The sequence below is a fragment of the Pseudomonas sp. LBUM1669 genome (assembly GCF_059695705.1).
On sequence record NZ_CP166784.1, the window covers coordinates 3742676 to 3762851 of the forward strand.

At 59.4% G+C, this 20176-nt stretch carries 21 protein-coding genes; 14 read left to right on the plus strand and 7 right to left on the minus strand.

Features of this window, described 5'->3' with window-relative positions:
* Nucleotide 1: 1 nt before the first annotated feature.
* Together ACA051_RS17335 and ACA051_RS17340 are read right to left on the minus strand one after the other, a co-directional pair.
* Nucleotides 2–238: a hypothetical protein gene (locus tag ACA051_RS17335; protein WP_497303453.1), complete on the minus strand. Its 237-nt coding sequence runs from the start codon at nucleotides 236–238 to the stop codon at nucleotides 2–4.
* A 37-nt stretch (nucleotides 239–275) separates the two neighbouring features.
* A complete protein-coding gene (locus ACA051_RS17340) occupies nucleotides 276–1325 on the minus strand; it encodes an SDR family oxidoreductase (protein ID WP_497371075.1) in 1050 nt (349 codons plus the stop codon).
* A gap of 117 nt (nucleotides 1326–1442) precedes the next feature.
* On the opposite strand from ACA051_RS17340, the gene ACA051_RS17345 reads away from it, so the two are divergent.
* The 3 genes from ACA051_RS17345 to yghX all read left to right on the plus strand — a co-directional run bounded on the left by ACA051_RS17345 (nucleotide 1443) and on the right by yghX (nucleotide 5449).
* On the plus strand, nucleotides 1443–2351 hold the full coding sequence (locus ACA051_RS17345) for a LysR family transcriptional regulator (protein ID WP_497303457.1): 909 nt from the start codon (nucleotides 1443–1445) through the stop codon (nucleotides 2349–2351).
* Nucleotides 2352–2515: 164 nt separating this feature from the next.
* Entirely contained in the window at nucleotides 2516–4279 is a 1764-nt protein-coding gene (locus ACA051_RS17350; RefSeq protein WP_497371077.1) for an L-lactate permease, read from the plus strand.
* 282 nt (nucleotides 4280–4561) lie between these two features.
* Complete coding sequence (gene yghX, locus ACA051_RS17355) at nucleotides 4562–5449, plus strand: YghX family hydrolase (protein ID WP_497303461.1); 888 nt, start codon at nucleotides 4562–4564, stop codon at nucleotides 5447–5449.
* Between the two features lie 30 nt (nucleotides 5450–5479).
* Here the strand turns inward: yghX and ACA051_RS17360 are convergent, their stop codons facing one another.
* A complete protein-coding gene (locus tag ACA051_RS17360; RefSeq protein ID WP_497303462.1) occupies nucleotides 5480–6268 on the minus strand; it encodes a DeoR/GlpR family DNA-binding transcription regulator in 789 nt (262 codons plus the stop codon).
* Nucleotides 6269–6383: 115 nt separating this feature from the next.
* On the opposite strand from ACA051_RS17360, the gene ACA051_RS17365 reads away from it, so the two are divergent.
* Nucleotides 6384–7265, plus strand: a complete 882-nt coding sequence (locus tag ACA051_RS17365; protein ID WP_497375583.1) for a serine hydrolase domain-containing protein — start codon at nucleotides 6384–6386, stop codon at nucleotides 7263–7265.
* A 118-nt stretch (nucleotides 7266–7383) separates the two neighbouring features.
* On the opposite strand, the gene ACA051_RS17370 is transcribed toward ACA051_RS17365, so the two are convergent.
* A complete protein-coding gene (locus ACA051_RS17370; protein WP_497371079.1) occupies nucleotides 7384–8052 on the minus strand; it encodes an ATPase in 669 nt (222 codons plus the stop codon).
* Between the two features lie 343 nt (nucleotides 8053–8395).
* Here ACA051_RS17370 and ACA051_RS17375 point away from each other — a divergent pair, with 343 nt between their 5' ends.
* The 4 genes from ACA051_RS17375 to ACA051_RS17390 all read left to right on the plus strand — a co-directional run bounded on the left by ACA051_RS17375 (nucleotide 8396) and on the right by ACA051_RS17390 (nucleotide 12292).
* Nucleotides 8396–10072 carry an MFS transporter gene (locus ACA051_RS17375; protein WP_497371081.1) on the plus strand — a complete coding sequence of 559 codons (1677 nt, stop codon included), beginning with the start codon at nucleotides 8396–8398 and terminating at the stop codon, nucleotides 10070–10072.
* A gap of 359 nt (nucleotides 10073–10431) precedes the next feature.
* The gene (locus ACA051_RS17380) at nucleotides 10432–10857 is read left to right on the plus strand and encodes a hypothetical protein (RefSeq protein ID WP_497303467.1); all 426 of its coding nucleotides are present in this window, start codon (nucleotides 10432–10434) and stop codon (nucleotides 10855–10857) included.
* A gap of 189 nt (nucleotides 10858–11046) precedes the next feature.
* Nucleotides 11047–11295, plus strand: coding sequence for a hypothetical protein (locus ACA051_RS17385; RefSeq protein WP_497303468.1), 249 nt, complete (start codon nucleotides 11047–11049; stop codon nucleotides 11293–11295).
* A 253-nt stretch (nucleotides 11296–11548) separates the two neighbouring features.
* Nucleotides 11549–12292 carry a hypothetical protein gene (locus ACA051_RS17390; protein WP_497303470.1) on the plus strand — a complete coding sequence of 248 codons (744 nt, stop codon included), beginning with the start codon at nucleotides 11549–11551 and terminating at the stop codon, nucleotides 12290–12292.
* 40 nt (nucleotides 12293–12332) lie between these two features.
* Here ACA051_RS17390 and ACA051_RS17395 read toward each other — a convergent pair whose 3' ends face one another.
* Both ACA051_RS17395 and ACA051_RS17400 read right to left on the minus strand, forming a co-directional pair.
* Nucleotides 12333–13139 carry a hypothetical protein gene (locus ACA051_RS17395; RefSeq protein ID WP_497371083.1) on the minus strand — a complete coding sequence of 269 codons (807 nt, stop codon included), beginning with the start codon at nucleotides 13137–13139 and terminating at the stop codon, nucleotides 12333–12335.
* A gap of 191 nt (nucleotides 13140–13330) precedes the next feature.
* On the minus strand, nucleotides 13331–13531 hold the full coding sequence (locus ACA051_RS17400) for a YbdD/YjiX family protein (protein WP_497303474.1): 201 nt from the start codon (nucleotides 13529–13531) through the stop codon (nucleotides 13331–13333).
* A gap of 328 nt (nucleotides 13532–13859) precedes the next feature.
* On the opposite strand from ACA051_RS17400, the gene ACA051_RS17405 reads away from it, so the two are divergent.
* Complete coding sequence (locus ACA051_RS17405; protein WP_497303476.1) at nucleotides 13860–14465, plus strand: SCO family protein; 606 nt, start codon at nucleotides 13860–13862, stop codon at nucleotides 14463–14465.
* Nucleotides 14465–14953 (plus strand): copper chaperone PCu(A)C, encoded by a 489-nt coding sequence (locus tag ACA051_RS17410; protein WP_497371085.1) that lies wholly within the window; start codon nucleotides 14465–14467, stop codon nucleotides 14951–14953. The genes ACA051_RS17405 and ACA051_RS17410 overlap by 1 nt, the downstream gene beginning before the upstream one ends.
* A gap of 116 nt (nucleotides 14954–15069) precedes the next feature.
* Here ACA051_RS17410 and ACA051_RS17415 read toward each other — a convergent pair whose 3' ends face one another.
* Nucleotides 15070–16053, minus strand: coding sequence for a GlxA family transcriptional regulator (locus ACA051_RS17415; RefSeq protein WP_497310614.1), 984 nt, complete (start codon nucleotides 16051–16053; stop codon nucleotides 15070–15072).
* 269 nt (nucleotides 16054–16322) lie between these two features.
* Here ACA051_RS17415 and ACA051_RS17420 point away from each other — a divergent pair, with 269 nt between their 5' ends.
* The 4 genes from ACA051_RS17420 (at nucleotide 16323) to argE (ending at nucleotide 20065) form a co-directional block, all read left to right on the plus strand.
* A complete protein-coding gene (locus ACA051_RS17420; RefSeq protein WP_497371087.1) occupies nucleotides 16323–17633 on the plus strand; it encodes a flavin-containing monooxygenase in 1311 nt (436 codons plus the stop codon).
* Between the two features lie 23 nt (nucleotides 17634–17656).
* Complete coding sequence (locus ACA051_RS17425) at nucleotides 17657–18073, plus strand: RidA family protein (RefSeq protein WP_017338215.1); 417 nt, start codon at nucleotides 17657–17659, stop codon at nucleotides 18071–18073.
* Between the two features lie 166 nt (nucleotides 18074–18239).
* Nucleotides 18240–18917 carry a DUF1028 domain-containing protein gene (locus ACA051_RS17430; protein WP_497371089.1) on the plus strand — a complete coding sequence of 226 codons (678 nt, stop codon included), beginning with the start codon at nucleotides 18240–18242 and terminating at the stop codon, nucleotides 18915–18917.
* Nucleotides 18914–20065, plus strand: coding sequence for an acetylornithine deacetylase (gene argE / locus ACA051_RS17435; RefSeq protein ID WP_497371091.1), 1152 nt, complete (start codon nucleotides 18914–18916; stop codon nucleotides 20063–20065). The genes ACA051_RS17430 and argE overlap by 4 nt, the downstream gene beginning before the upstream one ends.
* The last annotated feature ends 111 nt before the right edge of the window (nucleotides 20066–20176 follow it).

Genomic DNA, 20176 nt, shown 5'->3' on the forward strand with positions numbered 1-20176 from the left:
CTTACAACGTGTGTTGTTTGTTGCCGATTTTTTTGGCTTCTTCGATTGCCCAATCCAACGCCGCCTCCATGTCCAGCATATGGGGGGACGGGTGATGGTCCTCCTCAATGACCGAGCCGTCCGGCCGGTAAACACCGATGAACATTTTCAGAGAGCCGTCTTTTAATATCTCGGCTTTCACCTCGATCCTGCTTCCGTTGGAAAGCGTTTCCTTGTGTCCCTCATGGCGTTCAGTCATCGCTGCATCCTCTCGTCGGTGATAGCCGAGTAACGGGTTAATCGGGAATAACCCCCTTCTGTGCAAGCCGTTTCAACGCGTTGATCATGATCTCCTCATTGTTGACGACTTCGGTAAAACCCGCACGCCGAATCTTGTTCATATCGGAAATCATGTCGAACTCGGTGTTGAAGATGAAATCACCGAACGGCCAACCCACCAGCTTGTTGAACGGCATCAGGTTCAAGTTGTGGGCGCTGGCCAGATGCGCCCAGTCCTTTGCCTTGCCGGGCATGTGCCTGGCGAGGGAAAAGGGTTGAGGCGGCGCGACGTCCATACCCAATGCATGCGCGGCTTTGCTCCAGAGGCGCTCCCAACGGAACGGTTCGCCTACCAGGTTGAACGCTTCATTGCGCGCCGTCGGTGCCAGGGCCGCCCAAAGGCTGGCGCGAGCGAGCCAATGGGCATCGGTCACTTGCGCCACCACTTCGCGGTAGGTACGCATGGAACCCGGAAAGCGCAACGGAACACCGGCCGCCTTGCTCAACGCTGCGAACACACCGATCACCATCGCAATGTTCATCGGATTGCCGGCGATATCCCCCACCACCACATCGGGCCTGAGAATGGTCCAGTCGAGTCCTTCGCTGGCTTGACGTTCACGCAGCACATCTTCCTGCGCGTAGTAGAAGTTCGGTGCAATGTGGCGTGGGTCGTCCTCGTAAAACGGCGCCACGCTGGCCCCCAGATGAACGCCATAGACCTTGGCGCCCTGGTAATGCACCACGCGCTGAAGCGGTGCGCCGACCGCTTTCAAACCATCCAGCACGTTGCGCAGCATGGCGGCATTGATCTCGGATTCGCGCGCCAGATCCGGGTCGGTCTGCAACGCGGCGTAAAACACGTGAGTGGTGTCAGATGCGCAAGCCAGTGCGGCCCGGGTCGCTCGGGGATCACTCAGGTCACAATCGATCGTCTCGACGCCTTCGACGAAGGTCTTGCGCAGGGCTCGAACCTTCCATTCAGGGGCGTTGACCAGTGCCTCAACCAGTGCGCTGCCAATGATGCCGCTTGATCCGACTACCAGGGCTACGTGGGTATTGCTCATGAAGTGATCCTCTTTATTTCGCTGGGCAGTTGCCACTGGCATAAAAGTTATCATCGAAAAAATGAAAGCAATAGGCGATAGTTATTGAATCTTTCGGTCCTAATGGTTGTTAATCCAATGCTGGATTCCATCGACGAATTGCGCCTTTTCGCCGCTGTTTTTGAGGAAGGCTCTATCCGGGCCGCCTCTGAACGCCTCGGCATGACAGCCGCAGGCGGCAGCAAGCGCCTGCTCGCCCTTGAAGATCGTGTCGGCCGACGGCTGTTCAACCGCACCACGCGAAAATTGAGCCCGACGACGGATGGGCAAAAACTCTATCTGCATGCTCAAGCCATCCTCGCCAGCGTCCAGGACGCCGAACGAGGTTTGTTCGATGACACCGAGATCAGCGGTCGCCTGAGAATCACCACCTCCGCCACGTTTGCCCTGGTTTACTTGTCGGGCGTCGTCAGCAGCTATTTGACGTACTACCCGAAGGTCATCGTGGATCTGGACCCGACGGACCGGATGGTCGATTTGGTGGCCGAAGGCGTTGATCTCGCGATTCGCCACGGCGTCATGGCCGACTCAACCCTGATCGCACAGAAGATTTCACCCTCCCGGCGCCTGGTGTGTGCCGCCCCGGCGTATTGGGAAAAGCACGGTATGCCCTCCTCGCCAAAAGAGTTGCCACAGCATGACGGGCTGATAATCGGCAAGGAAAATCGCTGGACACTCACACGAGACGGCGTTGAGAAAACCGTGAAAATGCGCAGCCGTTTCGAATCCGGCCTGGGCGAAGTCGTGCGTCAAATGGCGCTTGACGGGCATGGCATCGCGCTGCTCGCGGACTGGCATGTCGGTGATGACTTGCGCTCCGGGAAACTGGCGGAAGCATTCGCCGACTGGACCGTCGAGCCCTCGAGCGGAATCTATGCGGTCTACCCATCCAGGGAAAACATCGCCCCTACTGTCCGCAGCTTTGTCGCTCATCTCAAGGAATGGATGGCGACCCACCCGATTGAAATCGACTGCGGGCCTTTCTGACTCCACACATCCCCTGTAGCAGCTGCCGAGGGTTCGCAGTGCCGGGATGGGTGTCGAACGGTCGCGACGAACCTGCCGGGACAGCGGCGTAATGCCACCTATACTCCATCCCACCAACCCCGCCCGGGGCCTGCACTACCAACAATAAAAAGCAGAGGTGGAACATGGTCTGGCAACAAATCTACGATCCCTTCGGTAACCCGGTGCTTTCAACCATTATGGCGGCGGTGCCGGTGGTGGTAATGCTGGCATCCCTGGCGTTTTTCCATATCAAGGCGCATCTGGCGGCCTTGCTGGCCCTTGGCTCGGCTTTGTTGATCGCCATTTTTGCCTTCGGCATGCCCGCAAACATGGCCGGCTCGGCGGCACTCTACGGCGCCGCCAACGGCCTGCTGCCAATTGGCTGGATTGTCCTCAACATCATCTTCCTGCATCGGCTGACCACCGAAAACGGCTCGTTCAAAGTGCTGCAGGATTCCCTTGCGCGCATCACCGACGACCGACGCCTGCAACTGCTGCTGATCGCCTTCTGTTTCGGCGCCTTCTTTGAAGGGGCTGCCGGGTTCGGCACGCCGGTGGCGGTGACCGGGGCGATTCTGATCGGCTTGGGCTTCTCGCCGCTGGCCGCCTCCGGTCTCGCGTTGATCGCCAACACCGCGCCCGTGGCGTTCGGTGCGCTGGGCACGCCCATCATCACCCTGGCCAAGGTCACCGGCCTGGATGAGATGGAGCTGTCGATGATGGTCGGCCGGCAGCTGCCGTTTTTCTCGGTGCTCGTGCCGTTCTGGTTGATCTGGGCCTTTGCCGGCTGGCGCAAGATGCTGGAGATCTGGCCGGCCATTCTGGTGGCCGGGGTCAGTTTCGCCGTGCCGCAGTTCCTGGTGTCCAACTACCATGGGCCGATGCTGGTGGACGTGATCGCCGCGCTGATCTCCATGGCGTGCCTGACCGGTTTCCTCAAGGTCTGGAAACCGGCCACGATTCACACCTCTGCCGCCCTGAGCGGGCGCGTCGACAACTCGAAAATCGACGAGGAGCATCAGCAAAAACCCGAAGCCAGCGGGACCTTCGCCAGCGACGCGAAACCGGCGGTGATGCGCGCGTGGATGCCGTGGATCATCCTCACCGTGTTCGTGTTCGCCTGGGGCACCCAGGGCTTCAAAAACATGTTCGATACCCGCCCGGCAATCGATCCGGCCACTAATTCGGCCAAGCTCGATCCACAGGGCAAACCGATGCGCGAAGCCAACCCGATCTTCGCCCCGGCCGTGACCTTCACCACCATTCACCAGCAGATAGAGAAAGTGCCACCCGTGGTGCCCGCAGCTAAAACCGAGGAAGCGGTCTACAAGTTCACCTGGTTCACCAGCACCGGCAGCGGCATCCTCCTGGCGGCCATCGTCGGCGGCCTGCTGATGGGCTATTCCATCCCACAACTGGCACGCCAATACCTGCGAACGCTGTGGGTGGTGCGTTACTCACTCATCACGATCGTGGCCATGCTCGCCCTCGGCTTCCTCACCCGCTACTCAGGCCTGGACGCCACCATGGGCCTGGCCTTCGCCGCGACCGGCATCTTCTACCCCATGTTCGGCACCCTCCTCGGCTGGCTCGGCGTGGCGCTGACCGGCTCCGACACCGCCTCCAACGTGCTGTTCGGCGGCTTGCAGCGAGTGACCGCCGAGCAATTGGGCATCAGCCCGGTGCTGATGGCCGCGGCCAACAGTTCCGGTGGGGTCATGGGCAAAATGGTCGACGCCCAGTCGATCGTGGTCGCGTCCACGGCAACTCGCTGGTACGGGCATGAAGGGGAGATTCTGCGGTATGTGTTCTTCCACTCGATTGTGCTGGCGATTCTGGTCGGTGGGTTGGTGACGTTGCAGGCTTATGTGGCGCCGTTCAGCAGCATGGTGGTGGGCGGGCATTAGACACAACGCTTCGCTGTCGCGGCGCGAGGCCGATAATCCCGTCTGGCTCAAGCAACAAGGGGGGATCGGCCGATCCTGCTGCGCAGCAATGATTTGAACATCCAGGCGACTGTGGGCGCGGGGCTGGCGCGTGAAGTGTGGCTGGTGGTCCACAGCGACATTCGGCCCACCCCGTCGGTGCAGGCGGTGATGCGTTTCCTGGTGTCCTGTTTCGAAAACTGAGTCAGTGCGCCAAACACTGCTTTACTGATTCAGATCCTGAACCAACGGGAAGCGCCCCCCATGGAACGTCTCACCGCCAAAGACTTCGCTCCGGAACTGCTGGAGCTCTACGACTACTACGCCCACGGCAAGATCAACCGGCGCGAGTTTCTTGATCGAGCGGCGCTGTTCACCCTCGGCGGTCTGACGGCCAGCGCCCTCCTCGCCTCCCTGAGCCCGAACTACGCGCTCGCCGAGCAGGTTGAATTCACCGACCCGGACATCCTCGCCGAGTACATTGCCTATCCATCGCCCAAGGGCCACGGCAATGTTCGCGGCTATCTGGTGCGCCCGGCCAAAGCCACCGGCAAGGTGCCGGCGGTGCTCGTCGTGCATGAAAACCGTGGGCTAAACCCTTACATCGAAGACGTCGCCCGACGCGTCGCCAAGGCGGGGTTTATTGCGCTCGCCCCCGATGGCCTGAGTTCGGTGGGCGGCTATCCCGGCAACGATGAAAAAGGCAAGGAGTTACAAGCGGCTGTCGATCCGGAAAAGCTGATGAATGACTTTTTCGCCGCCATCGAGTGGCTGATGAAAAACGACAAGACCACGGGGAAAGTCGGCATTACCGGGTTCTGCTATGGCGGCGGCGTCTCAAATGCGGCCGCTGTGGCTTACCCGGAACTGGCGGCAGCCGTGCCCTTTTATGGCCGTCAGCCAAAGGCTGAGGATGTGCCGAAAATCAAGGCGCCGCTGCTGCTGCATTACGGCGAACTGGACAAGGGCATCAACGAAGGATGGCCGGCGTATGAAAAAGCGCTGAAAGCCTCGGGCAAAACCTACGAGGCCTATATTTACGCAGGCTGCAATCACGGTTTTCATAACGACTCTACGCCTCGCTACGATGAAGCCGCGGCTAAACTCGCGTGGGACAGGACCGTGGCCTGGTTCAACAAATACCTGGTTTAGGGTTGAGTGCCTTGGCGTGCAGGCTTCGCATCACGCGTCGGCCTGCACCACTTCAATTCCCAGTTTCCGGTAATCCCCGACATCGCCCGACGCCACGTGCTGCTCGGTAATCAGCGTATGCACGCGGTTGCACGGCGCGACCACGAAAGGCTCCACCGCCCCGAGTTTGTCGGCCGTGGTCACGGCAACGACGTGGGACGCGCTGTCGAGCATCGCCTGCTTCACCGGCACCTCATCAAAATGCAACGAGCTGATGCCGACGTCCGGGTGAATCGCGCAAACCCCGGTGAACAGCAGGTCCGCCTTGATGCCCTGGATCAGCCGCAAGGTTTCATGCCCACTGGCAGACATCGTCGCTGGATTGAGTTGGCCACCGGCCAGAATCACCTTGATGCCTCTGTACTCAGCCAACGTGATCGCGATCATCGGCGAGGCCGTAATGGCTGTGATGGAAATGTCCGCAGGCAGTGATCGCGCGATCTGCAGCGTGGTGCTGCCGGAATCGAAAATCACAATCTGGCCGTTTTGCACTCGGCGTGAAGCGAGTTGCGCCAAGTGGGTTTTCACTTCATCGGTTTCGCCGACTCGAGTGAAGAAATCCTTGCCGGTGTCCTTGGGACGAGGCAGCGCGCCGCCGTGGACCCGCTGCACCAGGCCGGCGCTGTGCAGCTCCGACAGGTCGCGGCGAATGGTGTCTTCCGAAACGGCGAAATGCTGGCTCAACTCCGAGGCCATGACCTTGCCGTCGCGTTCGAGGATCAGGAGGATTTTTTGCCGGCGGACAGAAGGCAGTTCGGTTACCGAATGCTGATCTTGCATGTTTATGCCTGAATTTGCGTGTTTGTGCGAGATTAGCCAAACCGTTGCTCAAACACAATCGCGGTTTTGTTTTCTGGCAAACTCCCCCGAAGCCTCCATCCAGAGCAGTCACTCCATGCATTTCGCCCTTGTCTCAAACGGTTCACTCCTCACGCCTGAGCAGCCCGACGCAACTGTGCCGTGGTGGAGTTTCACCAAGACGGTACTCGCCGCCGCAGGGATGTCGCTGGTGCGTGATGGTTTGATCGGTCTGGATGATGTTGCGCCTGAAGGCCCGTTCACGTTGTGCCAGTTACTGCGGCATGAAGCCGGATTGGCGGATTACAGTGAGCTCGCGGACTACCACGCCGCCGTGGCCCGCCATGACGCACCTTGGTCAGCCGCTGAAATGCTGCAACGGCTTGATGCGACCAGGTTGCGTTATTCACCTGGAAACGGCTGGCGATACTCGAACGTGGGCTATCTGTTCGTTGCCAGACTCATTGAGCGCGTGACCGGCCTCACGCTTGAAGAAGCACTGACCCAACGCGTGTTCGCCCCTCTCGATTTATCGCGCGTACGTCTCGCAACGAAGCAATCCGATCTGGATGGCGTGAACATGGGAGCCGCCGCCACTTACGACCCGGGCTGGGTCTATCACGGTTTGCTGGTTGGTCCGCTTGCTGAGGCGGCCCTGTGTCTGGACCGTTTACTGGATGGGCATTTGCTGCCGCAATCACTGCTGCGTGAGATGCAAACGGCACGTACGCTGGGCGGACCGATGGCTGGCCGGCCCTGGGTTGTTCCGGGTTACGGCCTTGGATTGATGCAGGGCACCGTGGAGGGTGGCCTGACCTTGAGCGGTCATACGGGAGCCGGACCGGGCAGCATCATTGCCGTCTACCACTGCGTTGATGGCGGCCGTTCGGCGAGTTGTGCGGTTTTTGATGAAAGTGGCAACGAAGGCGCCGTAGAGGCCGAGGTCGTGCGCCACTTGATAAGCGCGGTACTTGAATAAATCTGAAAATCATCTGACCAGCCTGCCTTACAAAGGGGGCCGCCAGACCTCGATGTGTGGAGTTCACCAATACATTGTGGCAAGGGATGGCGGATACATGGATCACTTTGACTGTACGTCAGTTGCTCGCTACTCGCGCCCCACTACCGGAAGTCACCAGCGCCTTCAACGACGCATCAAACTGTTTCAACGCATTCAGCTGCACCGCATTTTGCTGGTCAATCTGCGCAGCAATTTCCGGGGCGGCTTTGCCATGAACCCAGACCGAAGGCATCTGCTGTTCACGTGAGCCTTCAGCCTTACCAATGTATTGCAGGTTCGAGTCGTAGAACTTGGCCAGGAATCGCGCTTCAACCTGGTTGTTGCGTTTGGACACCAGACGGCTGTAGGTGTCGAGCATCACCACCACATCGGGATGGGCTTGCACCAAGGCGTCGAGATTGTCGTAGACGGTCACCGAAGCGAATTGTTTTTGCAGCGAGCCCATCAGCCAGTTGATCGCAAGTGCAGGATCGGAACTGTTGACGAAGGCGTTACTGATGCGCGAATCCAGAGCAGGGTTCTTCGCACCGTTCAGCGCTACTGAATGGTACTGCTCAAGGTATTCGATCGTGTTGAGGGTGTTTTCGCTGTAAAGCACGCCCACCGATTGAGTCGACTGCAAGCTGGCGGCGCTGTCGGCCATCGGCAGGAAATGGCAGGACGGGTCGGCCGCGTAGGCCGGCACAGTGGCGGCAACACTGCCGGTCAATACGGCGACAAGGGCCAGCAAGGTAGAGATTCTCATCGCGCAGGTTCCTTCAGAGGCGACTTTGGTATGACGCTATCCTCCGCTCATGACAAAAAAACAGAACTTGCATTCCTTGATGGTGATTATTGATTAAACGAATGGTTGCGTAGTGAGCCATGCGGCCTGACTCAGCGCCTGATCCAGCGATTGAACGTGAGGGCGAGTGGATATCTGCGCGAAGCCGATTATGCTTCAGAAAACCTTGCAGCGATGCGAGGCCGTCAACCTGTGTGCATGCTTCGCGCAATCCGTAATCCGACGACATAAGCCCAAGGGCCTGGGTGCGGCAAGAAAGGTAATTAGGTACTCCGGCCTATAACAAGAACGACGGAGAAGACTCATGGCCGCAATCGACAACACATCCTCGGGCAGCACGCCCCACCACGGCATCACCAAGGAGGAGCGCAAGGTCATTTTTGCCTCGTCCCTGGGCACCGTGTTCGAGTGGTACGACTTTTACCTGTATGGCTCCCTGGCCGCGATCATCGCCAAGCACTTCTTCGCCGGCGTCAATGAAACAACGTCCTTCATCTTCGCGCTGCTCGCGTTCGCCGCCGGCTTCGCGGTGCGTCCCTTCGGCGCCATCGTGTTCGGTCGATTGGGCGACATGATCGGGCGCAAGCACACCTTCCTCATTACCATTGTGATCATGGGTATTTCCACCGCCATCGTCGGTTTTCTACCCGGCTACGCGACCATCGGCGTGGCGGCACCGATCATCCTGATCACCTTGCGCCTGTTGCAAGGCCTGGCGCTAGGCGGCGAGTATGGCGGCGCGGCGACCTACGTCGCGGAGCATGCGCCGAAAGGCAAGCGTGGTTATTTCACTTCGTGGATTCAAACCACCGCGACCCTTGGCCTGTTCCTTTCACTGCTGGTGATTCTCGCCTGCCGGACGATCCTCGGCACCGAAGCCTTCGAGGCCTGGGGCTGGCGGATTCCGTTCCTGCTGTCGATCCTGCTGCTGATTGTCTCGGTGTACATCCGCTTGCAGCTCAGCGAGTCGCCGGTGTTCCTGAAAATGAAGGCCGAGGGCAAGTCCTCCAAGGCGCCGCTGACCGAATCCTTCGCCCGCTGGGACAACCTGAAAATCGTGATCATGGCCCTGCTCGGCGGCACCGCCGGCCAGGCGGTCGTCTGGTACACCGGGCAGTTCTATGCGCTGTTCTTCCTGCTGCAAACACTGAAAATTGACCCGCAGACCGCCAACTTGTTGATCGCCGGATCGTTGCTTATCGGCACGCCGTTCTTCGTCATTTTCGGCAGCTTGTCCGATCGCATTGGCCGCAAGGGCATCATCATGGCCGGCTGCATTATCGCGGCGCTGACTTACTTCCCGATCTTCCATGCGTTGACCCAATACGGTAACCCCGACGTGTTCGTAGCGCAGGCGAAGAACCCGGTCACGGTGATCGCCGATCCTGACCATTGCTCGTTCCAGTTCGACCCGGTGGGCAAGGCCAAATTCACCAGTTCCTGCGACCTCGCCAAGACCGTACTGGCGAAGCGGGCCATCCCCTACAAGAACGAGAAGGCTGAACCAGGCACTGTCGCTCAAGTACGCATCGGCGACAAAGTAATCCCGAGCTTCGAGGGAACCGGCATGCCGGCCGCCGACTTCAAAGCCAAAAACGATGCCTTCACCGCCTCCCTCGGCACCGCGCTCAAAGAGGCCGGTTACCCCGAGAAAGCCGATCCGGCCAAAACCAACTACCCAATGGTGCTGCTGCTCCTGACCATCCTCGTGATCTACGTAACGATGGTCTACGGCCCGATCGCCGCCTGGCTGGTGGAACTGTTCCCGGCGCGCATCCGCTACACCTCGATGTCGCTGCCCTACCACATTGGCAACGGCTGGTTCGGTGGCTTCCTGCCGACGGTGGCATTCGCCATGGTCGCGGCCACGGGTGATATCTACTACGGCCTCTGGTACCCGATTGTCATCGCCGTGATGACCGCCGTCCTGGGCATATTCTTCATGCCGGAAACCAAGGATCGGGAGATTCATCACACATAAAGCCGGACACTTGCCCTCTCGTGAGCGAGAGGGCAATCCTTTTTACCGCGCGGTGATGGATCAAATGGTGAAAATGGTGAAAATGGGGACGGATCTATTTGTTTACCACATGCACCGTGTAGCAGCTGGCGAAGCCTGCGTTCGGCTGCGCAGCAGTCGTGAAATCGGTAAATGCGGGGTTTCAGGAGAACCGCGTGCTCAGGTTTTACGACTGCTGCGCAGCCGAACGCAGGCTTCGCCAGCTGCTACATTCCCCAGCGCTTTGTAAAACGAATTGAACCCCGCGCCTCATCGTGTTTTCGAAACCCTGTAAGCGCCGATCTTTGATCACGAGCAGCGCCATTGGAGAGGAATTCCCGATGAACCGTAGACTGCTGTTTCTGCTCGCCAGCCTGAGCCCCACGCTGGTGTTCGCTGAAGGCTGTGACGTCCTGACCCGATCCCAAAGCCCTTCCGTTCCGGTGGTCGAGTCCCATAGTTGCTATGAGTACGAAGGCATGCCGGTGAATGCCATCGATTGGTCATGCAGCAACGAGAGCAAGGACATGCTCACCAGCACCAAGAAAAAAGTCGAACAATGCGACGATCATTATCAGGCCTCCTGCATCGCGACCCTCACCCAGGAATCCCTGGCCAACCCTCACTCCACCAGTAAGGACAAGAACAGCAAGTCGCTGAACATCCCCGACAATGCTCAGGTCACCACGTATTACTACGGCGCGGAACACTTGGCCCAATCGAAGATTGATTGCGAATCGGGCGGTGGTCACTGGAAAGCGAAGTGATGTCGCTGGCTGATACGTCGCCGTTACATCGCGCGATTCGCTGTATCCGCGGTGTTACCTTACCGACCGTGTTGTCACTTCTGCGGTGCCCGGCGGGCCAATAGAGTATTGGCTTCGGTGTGTTGGCCGGGTCGAGAACCTCTCGCCCCGGCTGTCCGCCGATCCCCCCATCACGGAAGAGGTGACACCATGAGTTTCGTAACCGTTGAAAAAAACCAGAGCAGCGCCCCGTCGGAAGCCGATATGAAAAAGGCCATGACTGAATCTGGCGGCAAACCCGGGGAGGTCACCGGGACCAACGCGGCCCGGAAGCTGACGTACACCGGCACGGTCAATCACACCGTGTATGAGAACAAGCTGATCGAGATTGCCAAGGGCAAACGAACCAGTTGGAACTTTGTCTGGGCCGACGCGAAGGTGAGTACACCGGCGCATTAAGGCTACGGCGGGGCGGGCGCACGGCCGCCCCGCTGTTTCAACTCGCGGATCCCTTGATACAACCCGGTTACGCAGGCTGTTACCTTGCTGGTTTAACACCCCTCCCCGCTGTAACGCCAAGACACTTCGCCGCCCTGAACCCTGCGCCTACTGTAAAGCCGTCAATGTGTTTAGAAGGTGCCGCCCGATCACTTGTCGGATTCGCTGCCCGCTGGCCATTGATTGCCTAACACAACCAAGGAAGAGGAAAGCCATGAGTAAGTCGAGCGCTGTAAGCAATCAAGCTCTGCAACTTCACAATGATGTGCAAGAGGCCTTCAAGTCATTCCAAAGTGTCGCCCCAGCGAGCCTGAAAACGTCGGACTACAGCAAGGTGTTGACGTCGACCCTGGCAGCCACTCAAAAATCGGTCACGATAGAAATCGCACCCGATGACCTGACCCTGCTCAAGCAGTCAGGCTACAAGCTGTGCTTTGCCAAGAAAGTCGGCAACGAAGCCTACAACGTTGTCTGGCAGTCCTATGACAAGTACCTGAGCAACAACGGCTTCAGCTGGACCCCGCAATACCAACTGTTCGGGTCCAATACTTTTCAGGCTGACGTGACGGTGAAGGTCTCGACCAACATCGTCACGATCGGTCTGGGACAACAATCGGAACTCAGCCCGGAAGGTTTGCTGGGCCCGGCGGTAACCGGTGGCCCTGCCATTTCCATCACCCTGGATAACGAATACGGCCCGATCCATCCTGGCATCAACCAGTTGTCCGTCGGCATCGACGGCAAGCAGGTCAGCACGCCGATCTACGTTGCCACGAACCAGGTGGTCACCGGCAATACCGTTTTGACCCCTGTCGAGACCATTCTCGTGTGGTTCGAACAGAACGTGCAGACCAGCACCATGTTCAGCACGTCGCGGTCCAAGGCCATCGAAATCGACCTGACTGTCGTTAACGATGCAACCCGCCTCTACGAAGGCGGGGCATGGAAAACCGTGTAATCGTCGCACCCGGGGGCAACCTCGCGGTTGCCCCTTCCACTCAAGGAACATCACCGTTTCCCCGGGCGAAATAGCCCGTCAACGACCGACAGATGGACTCCGCCAGATCTTCCTGGGTCGCGATGCCATAGGGTCGATTGCGATCGTACTGCTCTGACCAGCGAATCCGGCCCTGAGCGACATCAATCAGTCGCACCGAGGCCCGGACACGGCTCGGTTCCACCCGCACGCTGCCCTCCAGCGAATAATTACCGCGCCCGGCGCGCATGACGTCCGATGCGGTGACGCTGCTACGTGGCACCTTCATCAATACGTGGTTGCCATGGCTTTGCGCCTGCTCGAACGACTCGAACAGCCGGCAGCTCAACTCTTCACACAAGCCTTTGGTGAAGTCATCGCCGTCGCGGGTGATGCAGGTAAACGGCTGAATCTGCAAAACAGGATGGCGGGGCGCGATGGTTTTGGGCCTGAGTCGCTGGTAAGCCAACCGATAACAACCGGCCGGAATGCTCAGACGGACCGGGTCTTGCTGCCCCAGGGTGGCGTAATGGATCGCGAGTTTGCGCCGCAACCGACCCACCTGCACGCGCACTACCGGATCGTCGCCGGTACAGTAAACCGCCGGGTCACGGCGAAACACCGCGATGCCGATGGCATGCTCGGTGAGCGGGATATTGGAAAATTGAAGATCGTGATCGACCAGGAAACGCAGCAAACTGCCCATGCGCCTGGACTTGGAAAACACCGGGCTGGCCAGCAACAGCCCCAGCCCCCGCTCTATCTCTTCGCGATCGAGTGGCTCGGGAACGCCCTCGGCACTTGAATGGCCTACATGCTTGATTACCATTGCCTGCCTCCGTGCAGGTTACCGACAATCGCTCACCACCCCTGTTGAAGTGGATATTGATACTGAAGTCGTACTCCATGGCCACGCTCAACGCCCGATCCCGCAAAGGCTCGGACGCTGCAACGTCGAAGCTTAGCAGTCGTTACGCAATGGCGAAGATATTGTGCTGATCGCGGCGTTCGCCCAGGTAATCAGCAGCAACGCGTCGTGCATTGCTTGCCGCCGTAGCGGGCTTCCTGCCGCTCGCGAAGAAACGCCGAATGGCTCATCACCGGTTCTTGCGGGTTTTTGACTGCCATCTGGGCGACGTAGTTGTCGTAATCGGGGACGCCGACCATCAAACGCGCACTCTGGCTGAGGAAGCGGGCGGCTTGCTGCAGTTTACGGAACATGGCAACGCTCTCATTGTGAGTAGGGAGAGGGCCATGAAAGCGCACTTATGTATCTGGAATGTGTCCGTTCGGCCGAGATATGTATCGGAACCTGTAGGAGCCAGGCTTGCCGGCGAAGGCGTACTTGAGAGCGCCTTCGCCGGCAAGCCTGGCTCCTACAGGTCCAACTCTGATCCGTAGTTTTCTGCAGCTTCTGATGCTGTACCAAAACCACCCCTCGTCCAACAATGAGCGAAACACGGCCACAGTTTGTTAATATCCACCCGCTTTTTTCGTCTGACTCATCAGGCGCTACAGATTTCCCGTCGCAACACAGGAATGCTTTTCCATGAGTACGTTGTTTTCCCGTCGCACGGTCGTGCGCGGTATGGGCTTGTTGGGGCTCGGCCTGCTCGCCGGCTGCGATGACAGCCCCAAGCTCTCGTTCAAGTACGGCAAAGACCTCAGCGACAAGATCATGGGACGCACCTTCAAGCTCAAAGACGCCGAAGGCGAAACGAAGATGCTCACCAGCTATCGCGGCCTGATGCCGATGGTGTTCTTCGGTTTCACCCAATGCCCGGCAGTCTGCCCCACGACCCTGGCCCGTGCGGCGCAAGCCAAGAAACTGATGGGCCGTGACGGCGAGAAGCTGCAGGTGATCTTCATCACCCTCGACCCCGAACGCGACACGCCGCAAATGCTCGACGCCTACGTCAAGTCTTTCGACCCGAGTTTCGAGGCGCTGCACGGCACGCTGGAAGAAACCGCCGCCACCGCCAAGGAATTCGGCGTGTTCTTCGAAAAGATCCCGAGCGGTTCGACCTACACCCTTTCCCACACCGCGACCAGCTACGTCTTCGACTCCCGGGGCAACTTGCGCCTGGGGCTGTCCGCGTCCCTTACGGCTCAAGAGTGCGCAGAAGACCTGCTCACTGTCATGGAAGTCTGCTAATGAATTCGACCCACGCAAACACCGTTTTCTCGCGACGTGTAAAACAACTGGTCCTGGGATGCGCCCTGATCGGCATGGCCTGGCAGGTATCGGCGCAAACCAGAGTGGACGACGCCTGGGTCCGCGCGACCGTTGCCGGTCAGCCATCGACCGGCGCCTTCATGACCCTGCAAGCCGACAGCGACAGCAAACTGCTCAGCGTGCAATCGCCTGTCGCCAAAACCGTGCAAATCCACCAATCAACCATGAAAGACGACGTGATGAGCATGCGTCAGGTCGAGTCCGTCGCACTGCCGGCCGGCAAGTCGGTGAGTTTTGATCCTCACGGCTACCACGTGATGCTGATGGACCTGACGGCGCAGGTTAAGGAAGGCGATAAAGTCCCGCTGATCCTGACCGTGGAAAATGCCAAGGGCGAGAAAGAGACGATTAAGGTGGAAGCCGAAGCCCGGGCACTCGGCATGGCTGACCACAGCAAGATGCATTAACGCTGTTCACCCAAGTGCGGGCATCCACATGTGTGGCGACGCGGCTTTTGTGACAATGAGGTTTACCTGTGGCGAGGGGGCTTGCCCCCTCGCCACAGGTTTATGTTCGGCTGATCTTATTTAACGAGTCGCTTTTCCTTGGAAGGTCGGTAGCCGAAATACGAGCTGTAGCACTTGCTGAAATGGCTCGGCGACACAAAGCCACACGCCACCAGCACGTCCACCTGGGACAGCTCCGTATGCTGGAGCAGCCGCCGCGCTTCGGTAATCCGCAGCTCCATGTAATACCGTTGCGGTGTGGTGCCCAGTTGCTCCTTGAACAAGCGCTCGAGCTGCCGGCGAGAACGACCCGCGTAGACCGCCAGTTGCTCCAGTTCCAAAGGCTCTTCGAGGTTGGCGTCCATCAGCTTCACCACCTCGCGCAATGGCGCGCTCACACAGACATTTTCCGTCGGTTTGATACGTCGGTAACGGGACTCCTCGAACGCCAGGATGTCCTCAATCCCCTCGACAAGCGCTTTGCCGTAAAGGCCTTTGATCCAGTCCAGCGCCATGTGAAAGGCCCCGGAAGGACTGGACGCCGTCAGCCGGTCTCGATCGATGATGTAGGGCTCGCTGCTGACCTGCGTCGCCTTGCAGAAATCCGCGAGCGCCGGACGATGTTCCGGGTGAATCGCGCAACGGTAACCGTCAAGCAGACCAGCCTTGCCCAGGAACCACGCACCATTCCAGAGCCCGGCCAGACCGACACCCTGGTCTGACGCTGTGCGCAACAGGCTGATCAAGCCTTCGCTGGCCTTGAGTTCTGTCCGGTAACCGCCGCAAATCACCAGCAGGTCCAGCGCTTTGACCGCTGCACAATCGATACGGGCATCGGGCCGAATGACCAGGCCCAAATCGCTGACGACTTCGCCGTCATTCAATCCAAACGTGCGGGAAGAGAACGAATCAGGTCGTAGCAGATTGGCCGTGACCACCGTATCCAGCGCCTGGGTGAACGCCGGCAGCGAGAAATGTTCGAGCAGCAGAAAGCCTGCGCGGACCGTTTGCCGGGTCCCATCGGAGTGTTCATTCAGATAGCGAAGGTTCTTGCCCTTCATGCCTCCGCTGAATTGGCGTCGTTCGATCAATGCTCGATCCACTCCATTACGTTACCGAACCGGTTGTCTGGTGCGTTGATAAAGCGCCATGTTAACCCGCAGCGCCACTGCAGCGTATCCACTCGAGCGCCAGACAGCGCTCTGCCTCAGTTATTTATACTCAAATGCCAGCTTAATAATATTTTACCGATACCAGGGTCATCCCTAGTCTTGAGCCCAAGAAATGGCAGGCCGTTCGCGACCTCACTCCAACTTCGAAGGGTATTGAGATGACCGCTGAAAAAATAAGAACAGATACGCTGATTGTTGGCGCCGGTCAGGCTGGCGTGGCCATGAGTGAACACTTGAGCAAACTCGGCGTGCCGCACCTGGTGCTGGAGCGCAACCGTATTGCCGAGCGCTGGCGCACCGGGCGCTGGGATTCGCTGGTGGCGAATGGTCCGGCGTGGCACGACCGGTTCCCAGGTCTTGAGTTCGACGATCTGAGTCCCGACGAATTTGCCCCGAAAGAACGCGTCGCCGATTACTTCGAAGCCTACGCCAAGAAGTTCAACGCCCCGATCCGCACTGGCGTCGACGTTCTGAAAGTCGAGCGCAATGTCGGTCGCCCGGGTTTCACCATTGAAACCTCGGAAGGTGTGATTGAAGCCAACCGCGTCGTGGCCGCCACCGGGCCTTTCCAGCGTCCGGTCATCCCGCCGATTGCGCCGAAAGATCAGCCTTTCATGCAGATCCACTCGGCCGACTACCGCAACCCGGCGCAACTGCCTGAAGGCGCGGCGCTGGTGGTCGGTGCGGGATCGTCCGGCGTGCAGATTGCCGACGAATTGCAGCGTGCCGGGAAGAAGGTTTACCTCTCCGTCGGCGCCCACGACCGCCCTCCTCGCGCTTATCGAAACCGTGATTTCTGCTGGTGGCTGGGTGTGCTGGGCGAGTGGGATCAGGCGGCGATGAAACCTAGACGCGAGCACGTGACCATCGCGGTCAGCGGTGCCCATGGCGGGCGCACCGTGGACTTCCGTGGACTCGCCCATCGCGGCATGACGCTGGTGGGTTTGACTCAATCGTTCAACGGTGGCGTGGCGACATTCCAGCCGAACCTGGCCGACAACCTGGCGCGTGGCGATGAGAACTATCTGACGCTGCTCAATGCCGCCGATGCCTATATCGAACGCAATGGCCTGGACTTACCGGAAGAACCAGAAGCGCGCCACGTGTTCCCGGATCCGGAGTGCGTGACGAACCCGATTCTTGAGCTCGACCTGACCAAGGCCGGCGTGACCTCGATCATCTGGGCCACCGGTTTTGCCACGGATTACAGCTGGCTCAAGGTCGATGCCTTCGACGGCAAGGGCAAGCCGCAGCATCAGCGCGGCGTGTCGAGCGAGGCTGGCGTGTATTTCCTCGGCCTGCCGTGGCAGTCACGTCGAGGCTCTTCGTTCATCTGGGGTGTCTGGCATGACGCCAAGTACGTGGCAGATCACATCGCCATTCAGCGCTCTTATCTTGACTACCACGATGCGGCGCATCGCGAGGCTGAGCAGGCCCCGACAGCCCTCAAAACCACGGTCAGCGCTTAAGTCTTTTCTGTCAGGAGCTAAAAATGTCCACGCCAACCCATACCCGTATTCGCATGTTCAACACCAAGGAAACCTACCCGAACCAGAGTCTGGACAACGACCTGTGCCAGGCGGTCCGGGCCGGCAACACCGTTTATGTTCGTGGCCAGGTCGGGACGGATTTCGAGGGCCGACTGGTGGGGCTGGGTGACCCGCGTGCTCAGGCCGAGCAAGCCATGCGCAACGTCAAGCAATTGCTGGAAGAGGCTGGCAGCGATCTCAGCCACATTGTGAAAACCACGACTTATCTGATTGACCCGCGGTATCGCGAGCCGGTTTATCAGGAAGTGGGCAAGTGGCTCAAAGGCGTGTTTCCGATTTCGACCGGGTTGGTGGTGTCGGCGCTGGGGCAGCCGCAGTGGTTGATGGAGATTGATGTGATTGCGGTGATTCCTGAGTAAGACAGCAGACCGAGTCGCGGCCTTCGCGAGCAAGCCCGCTCCCACAGGGGATCTTCAGCGAACACATAATTTGTGAGCGATCCGATCCAAATGTGGGAGCGGGCTTGCTCGCGAAGGCGCCAGAACAGACACCACCTTCTCCAAGGCCAACCAAGGAGCAAAACCCATGACGTTCTCCATCGCCGCCCGTTGCCCCGAAACCGGTCAGTTCGGCATTGCGATCAGTTCCTCCAGCATCGCCGTCGGCGCCCGTTGTCCCTGGCTGTTGCCGGGTGTCGGCGCCGTCTCCACACAAAACATCACCCTGCCCTCATTAGGCCCGGAAGTGCTAGCCCTGATGGAACAAGGCCTGGCGCCGGCCGAAGCGCTGGACAAGGTGTTGACCCGCAACGGCTACAGCCAATACCGCCAGATCACTGCCATCGACCACCTCGGCCAGACCGCGCATTTCAGCGGTGCGCAAACCCTGGGTAACCACAACGCCGTCTGCGGTGAACAATGCGTCGCCGCTGGCAACATGCTTGCCGACCGTTCGGTAATCAAGTCCATGGTCGAAGCGTTCGAACACGGCGAAGGCCAACTCGCCGACCGCTTGCTCACCGCTATGAAAGCCGCCATCGCTGCCGGTGGCGAAGCGGGGCCGGTGCATTCGGCGGCGCTGGTGGTGGTCGGCGAACTGACCTGGCCAATCATCAACCTGCGGGTCGATTGGGCGGACGAGAACCCGATCGGTCAGCTGGAAAAACTCTGGGACGCTTATCGCCCGCAAGTTCAGGACTACATCGACCGCGCCCTCGCCCCCGACAAGTCCCCCGGCTACGGCGTCGCCGGAGACGACCGATGAGCGCCAGTCGCGATTTGCTGCAGACGCTGGTGGCGTTCGACACCACCAGTCGCGAATCCAACCTGCACCTGATCGAGTTCGTCCGCGACTACCTTGCGGGTTTTGATGTGCCTTGCGAACTGATCTACAACGAGCAGCGCAGCAAGGCCAATCTGTTCGCGACCATTGGCCCGGCGGATCGGCCGGGCATCGTGCTGTCGGGGCACACCGACGTGGTGCCCGTCGATGGGCAACCGTGGACTGTTGCGCCATTTGAACTCACCGAGCGCGAAGGCAAATTGTTCGGTCGCGGTACGGCGGACATGAAAGGCTACATCGCTTGTGTTCTCGCCCTCGTTCCGTCGCTGGTGAAGGCCAGGCTACGCCTGCCCGTGCACATTGCGCTGTCTTACGATGAGGAAGTCGGCTGCCTTGGCGTGCGCTCGTTGCTGACGGAGTTGGAGCAGCGCCCGGTCAAACCGATGCTGTGCATTATCGGAGAGCCGACCGAACTCAAACCGGTGCTCGGGCATAAAAGCAAACTGGCGATGCGCTGCGATGTTCACGGTGAAGCGTGCCACTCCGCCTACGCGCCGCTGGGGGTCAATGCGATTGAATACGCCGCCGAACTGATCGGTGAACTGGGGCGGATCGGCAACCGACTCAAAGAACCCGAGCATCAGGACGCGCGGTTCGACCCGCCGTTCAGCACCGTGCAAACCGGGGTGATTTCCGGTGGCAAAGCATTGAATATCGTTCCCGCCGATTGCCGCTTCGACTTCGAAATCCGCGCGTTGCCCTCGCATGATCCGAGTGAAGTTGCGCAGGCGTTGAAGACCTATGCCGAGCAACAGGTGTTGCCGCGCATGCGGGCCGTGAGTGAACAGAGCGAAATACGGTTCAGCCAGTTGTCGGCGTATCCCGGATTGGCGACTGATGCGCACAGCGAAGCGGCTGAGTTGATCGCCATGTTCTGCGGCTCCCGAGCATTCGGCACCGTGGCCTTTGGCACCGAGGGCGGCCTGTTCGACGCCGCCGGCATTCCCACCGTCGTCTGCGGCCCCGGCAGCATGGATCAGGGCCATAAACCCGACGAGTTTGTCAGCCTCGAACAACTCCATGCCTGCGACGCCATGCTGCAACGGATGCGGCTATCGATCAGCGAATAGCAAAGATTCCGAACATCCCCCCCCTGTGGGAGCTAGCCTGCTAGCGATGAGGCCCTGACAGTCGGTGCTGAATTGCCTGACAGACCACCCTCGCGAGCAACCCGGCTCAAG

Bases quoted from the DNA above. Each gene is read 5' to 3' on its own strand.
- ACA051_RS17335 (WP_497303453.1), bottom strand. From the start codon at position 238: ATGACTGAACGCCATGAGGGACACAAGGAAACGCTTTCCAACGGAAGC.
- ACA051_RS17340 (WP_497371075.1), bottom strand. From the start codon at position 1,325: ATGAGCAATACCCACGTAGCCCTGGTAGTCGGATCAAGCGGCATCATT.
- ACA051_RS17345 (WP_497303457.1), top strand. From the start codon at position 1,443: ATGCTGGATTCCATCGACGAATTGCGCCTTTTCGCCGCTGTTTTTGAG.
- ACA051_RS17350 (WP_497371077.1), top strand. From the start codon at position 2,516: ATGGTCTGGCAACAAATCTACGATCCCTTCGGTAACCCGGTGCTTTCA.
- yghX (WP_497303461.1), top strand. From the start codon at position 4,562: ATGGAACGTCTCACCGCCAAAGACTTCGCTCCGGAACTGCTGGAGCTC.
- ACA051_RS17360 (WP_497303462.1), bottom strand. From the start codon at position 6,268: ATGCAAGATCAGCATTCGGTAACCGAACTGCCTTCTGTCCGCCGGCAA.
- ACA051_RS17365 (WP_497375583.1), top strand. From the start codon at position 6,384: ATGCATTTCGCCCTTGTCTCAAACGGTTCACTCCTCACGCCTGAGCAG.
- ACA051_RS17370 (WP_497371079.1), bottom strand. From the start codon at position 8,052: ATGAGAATCTCTACCTTGCTGGCCCTTGTCGCCGTATTGACCGGCAGT.
- ACA051_RS17375 (WP_497371081.1), top strand. From the start codon at position 8,396: ATGGCCGCAATCGACAACACATCCTCGGGCAGCACGCCCCACCACGGC.
- ACA051_RS17380 (WP_497303467.1), top strand. From the start codon at position 10,432: ATGAACCGTAGACTGCTGTTTCTGCTCGCCAGCCTGAGCCCCACGCTG.
- ACA051_RS17385 (WP_497303468.1), top strand. From the start codon at position 11,047: ATGAGTTTCGTAACCGTTGAAAAAAACCAGAGCAGCGCCCCGTCGGAA.
- ACA051_RS17390 (WP_497303470.1), top strand. From the start codon at position 11,549: ATGAGTAAGTCGAGCGCTGTAAGCAATCAAGCTCTGCAACTTCACAAT.
- ACA051_RS17395 (WP_497371083.1), bottom strand. From the start codon at position 13,139: ATGGTAATCAAGCATGTAGGCCATTCAAGTGCCGAGGGCGTTCCCGAG.
- ACA051_RS17400 (WP_497303474.1), bottom strand. From the start codon at position 13,531: ATGTTCCGTAAACTGCAGCAAGCCGCCCGCTTCCTCAGCCAGAGTGCG.
- ACA051_RS17405 (WP_497303476.1), top strand. From the start codon at position 13,860: ATGAGTACGTTGTTTTCCCGTCGCACGGTCGTGCGCGGTATGGGCTTG.
- ACA051_RS17410 (WP_497371085.1), top strand. From the start codon at position 14,465: ATGAATTCGACCCACGCAAACACCGTTTTCTCGCGACGTGTAAAACAA.
- ACA051_RS17415 (WP_497310614.1), bottom strand. From the start codon at position 16,053: ATGAAGGGCAAGAACCTTCGCTATCTGAATGAACACTCCGATGGGACC.
- ACA051_RS17420 (WP_497371087.1), top strand. From the start codon at position 16,323: ATGACCGCTGAAAAAATAAGAACAGATACGCTGATTGTTGGCGCCGGT.
- ACA051_RS17425 (WP_017338215.1), top strand. From the start codon at position 17,657: ATGTCCACGCCAACCCATACCCGTATTCGCATGTTCAACACCAAGGAA.
- ACA051_RS17430 (WP_497371089.1), top strand. From the start codon at position 18,240: ATGACGTTCTCCATCGCCGCCCGTTGCCCCGAAACCGGTCAGTTCGGC.
- argE (WP_497371091.1), top strand. From the start codon at position 18,914: ATGAGCGCCAGTCGCGATTTGCTGCAGACGCTGGTGGCGTTCGACACC.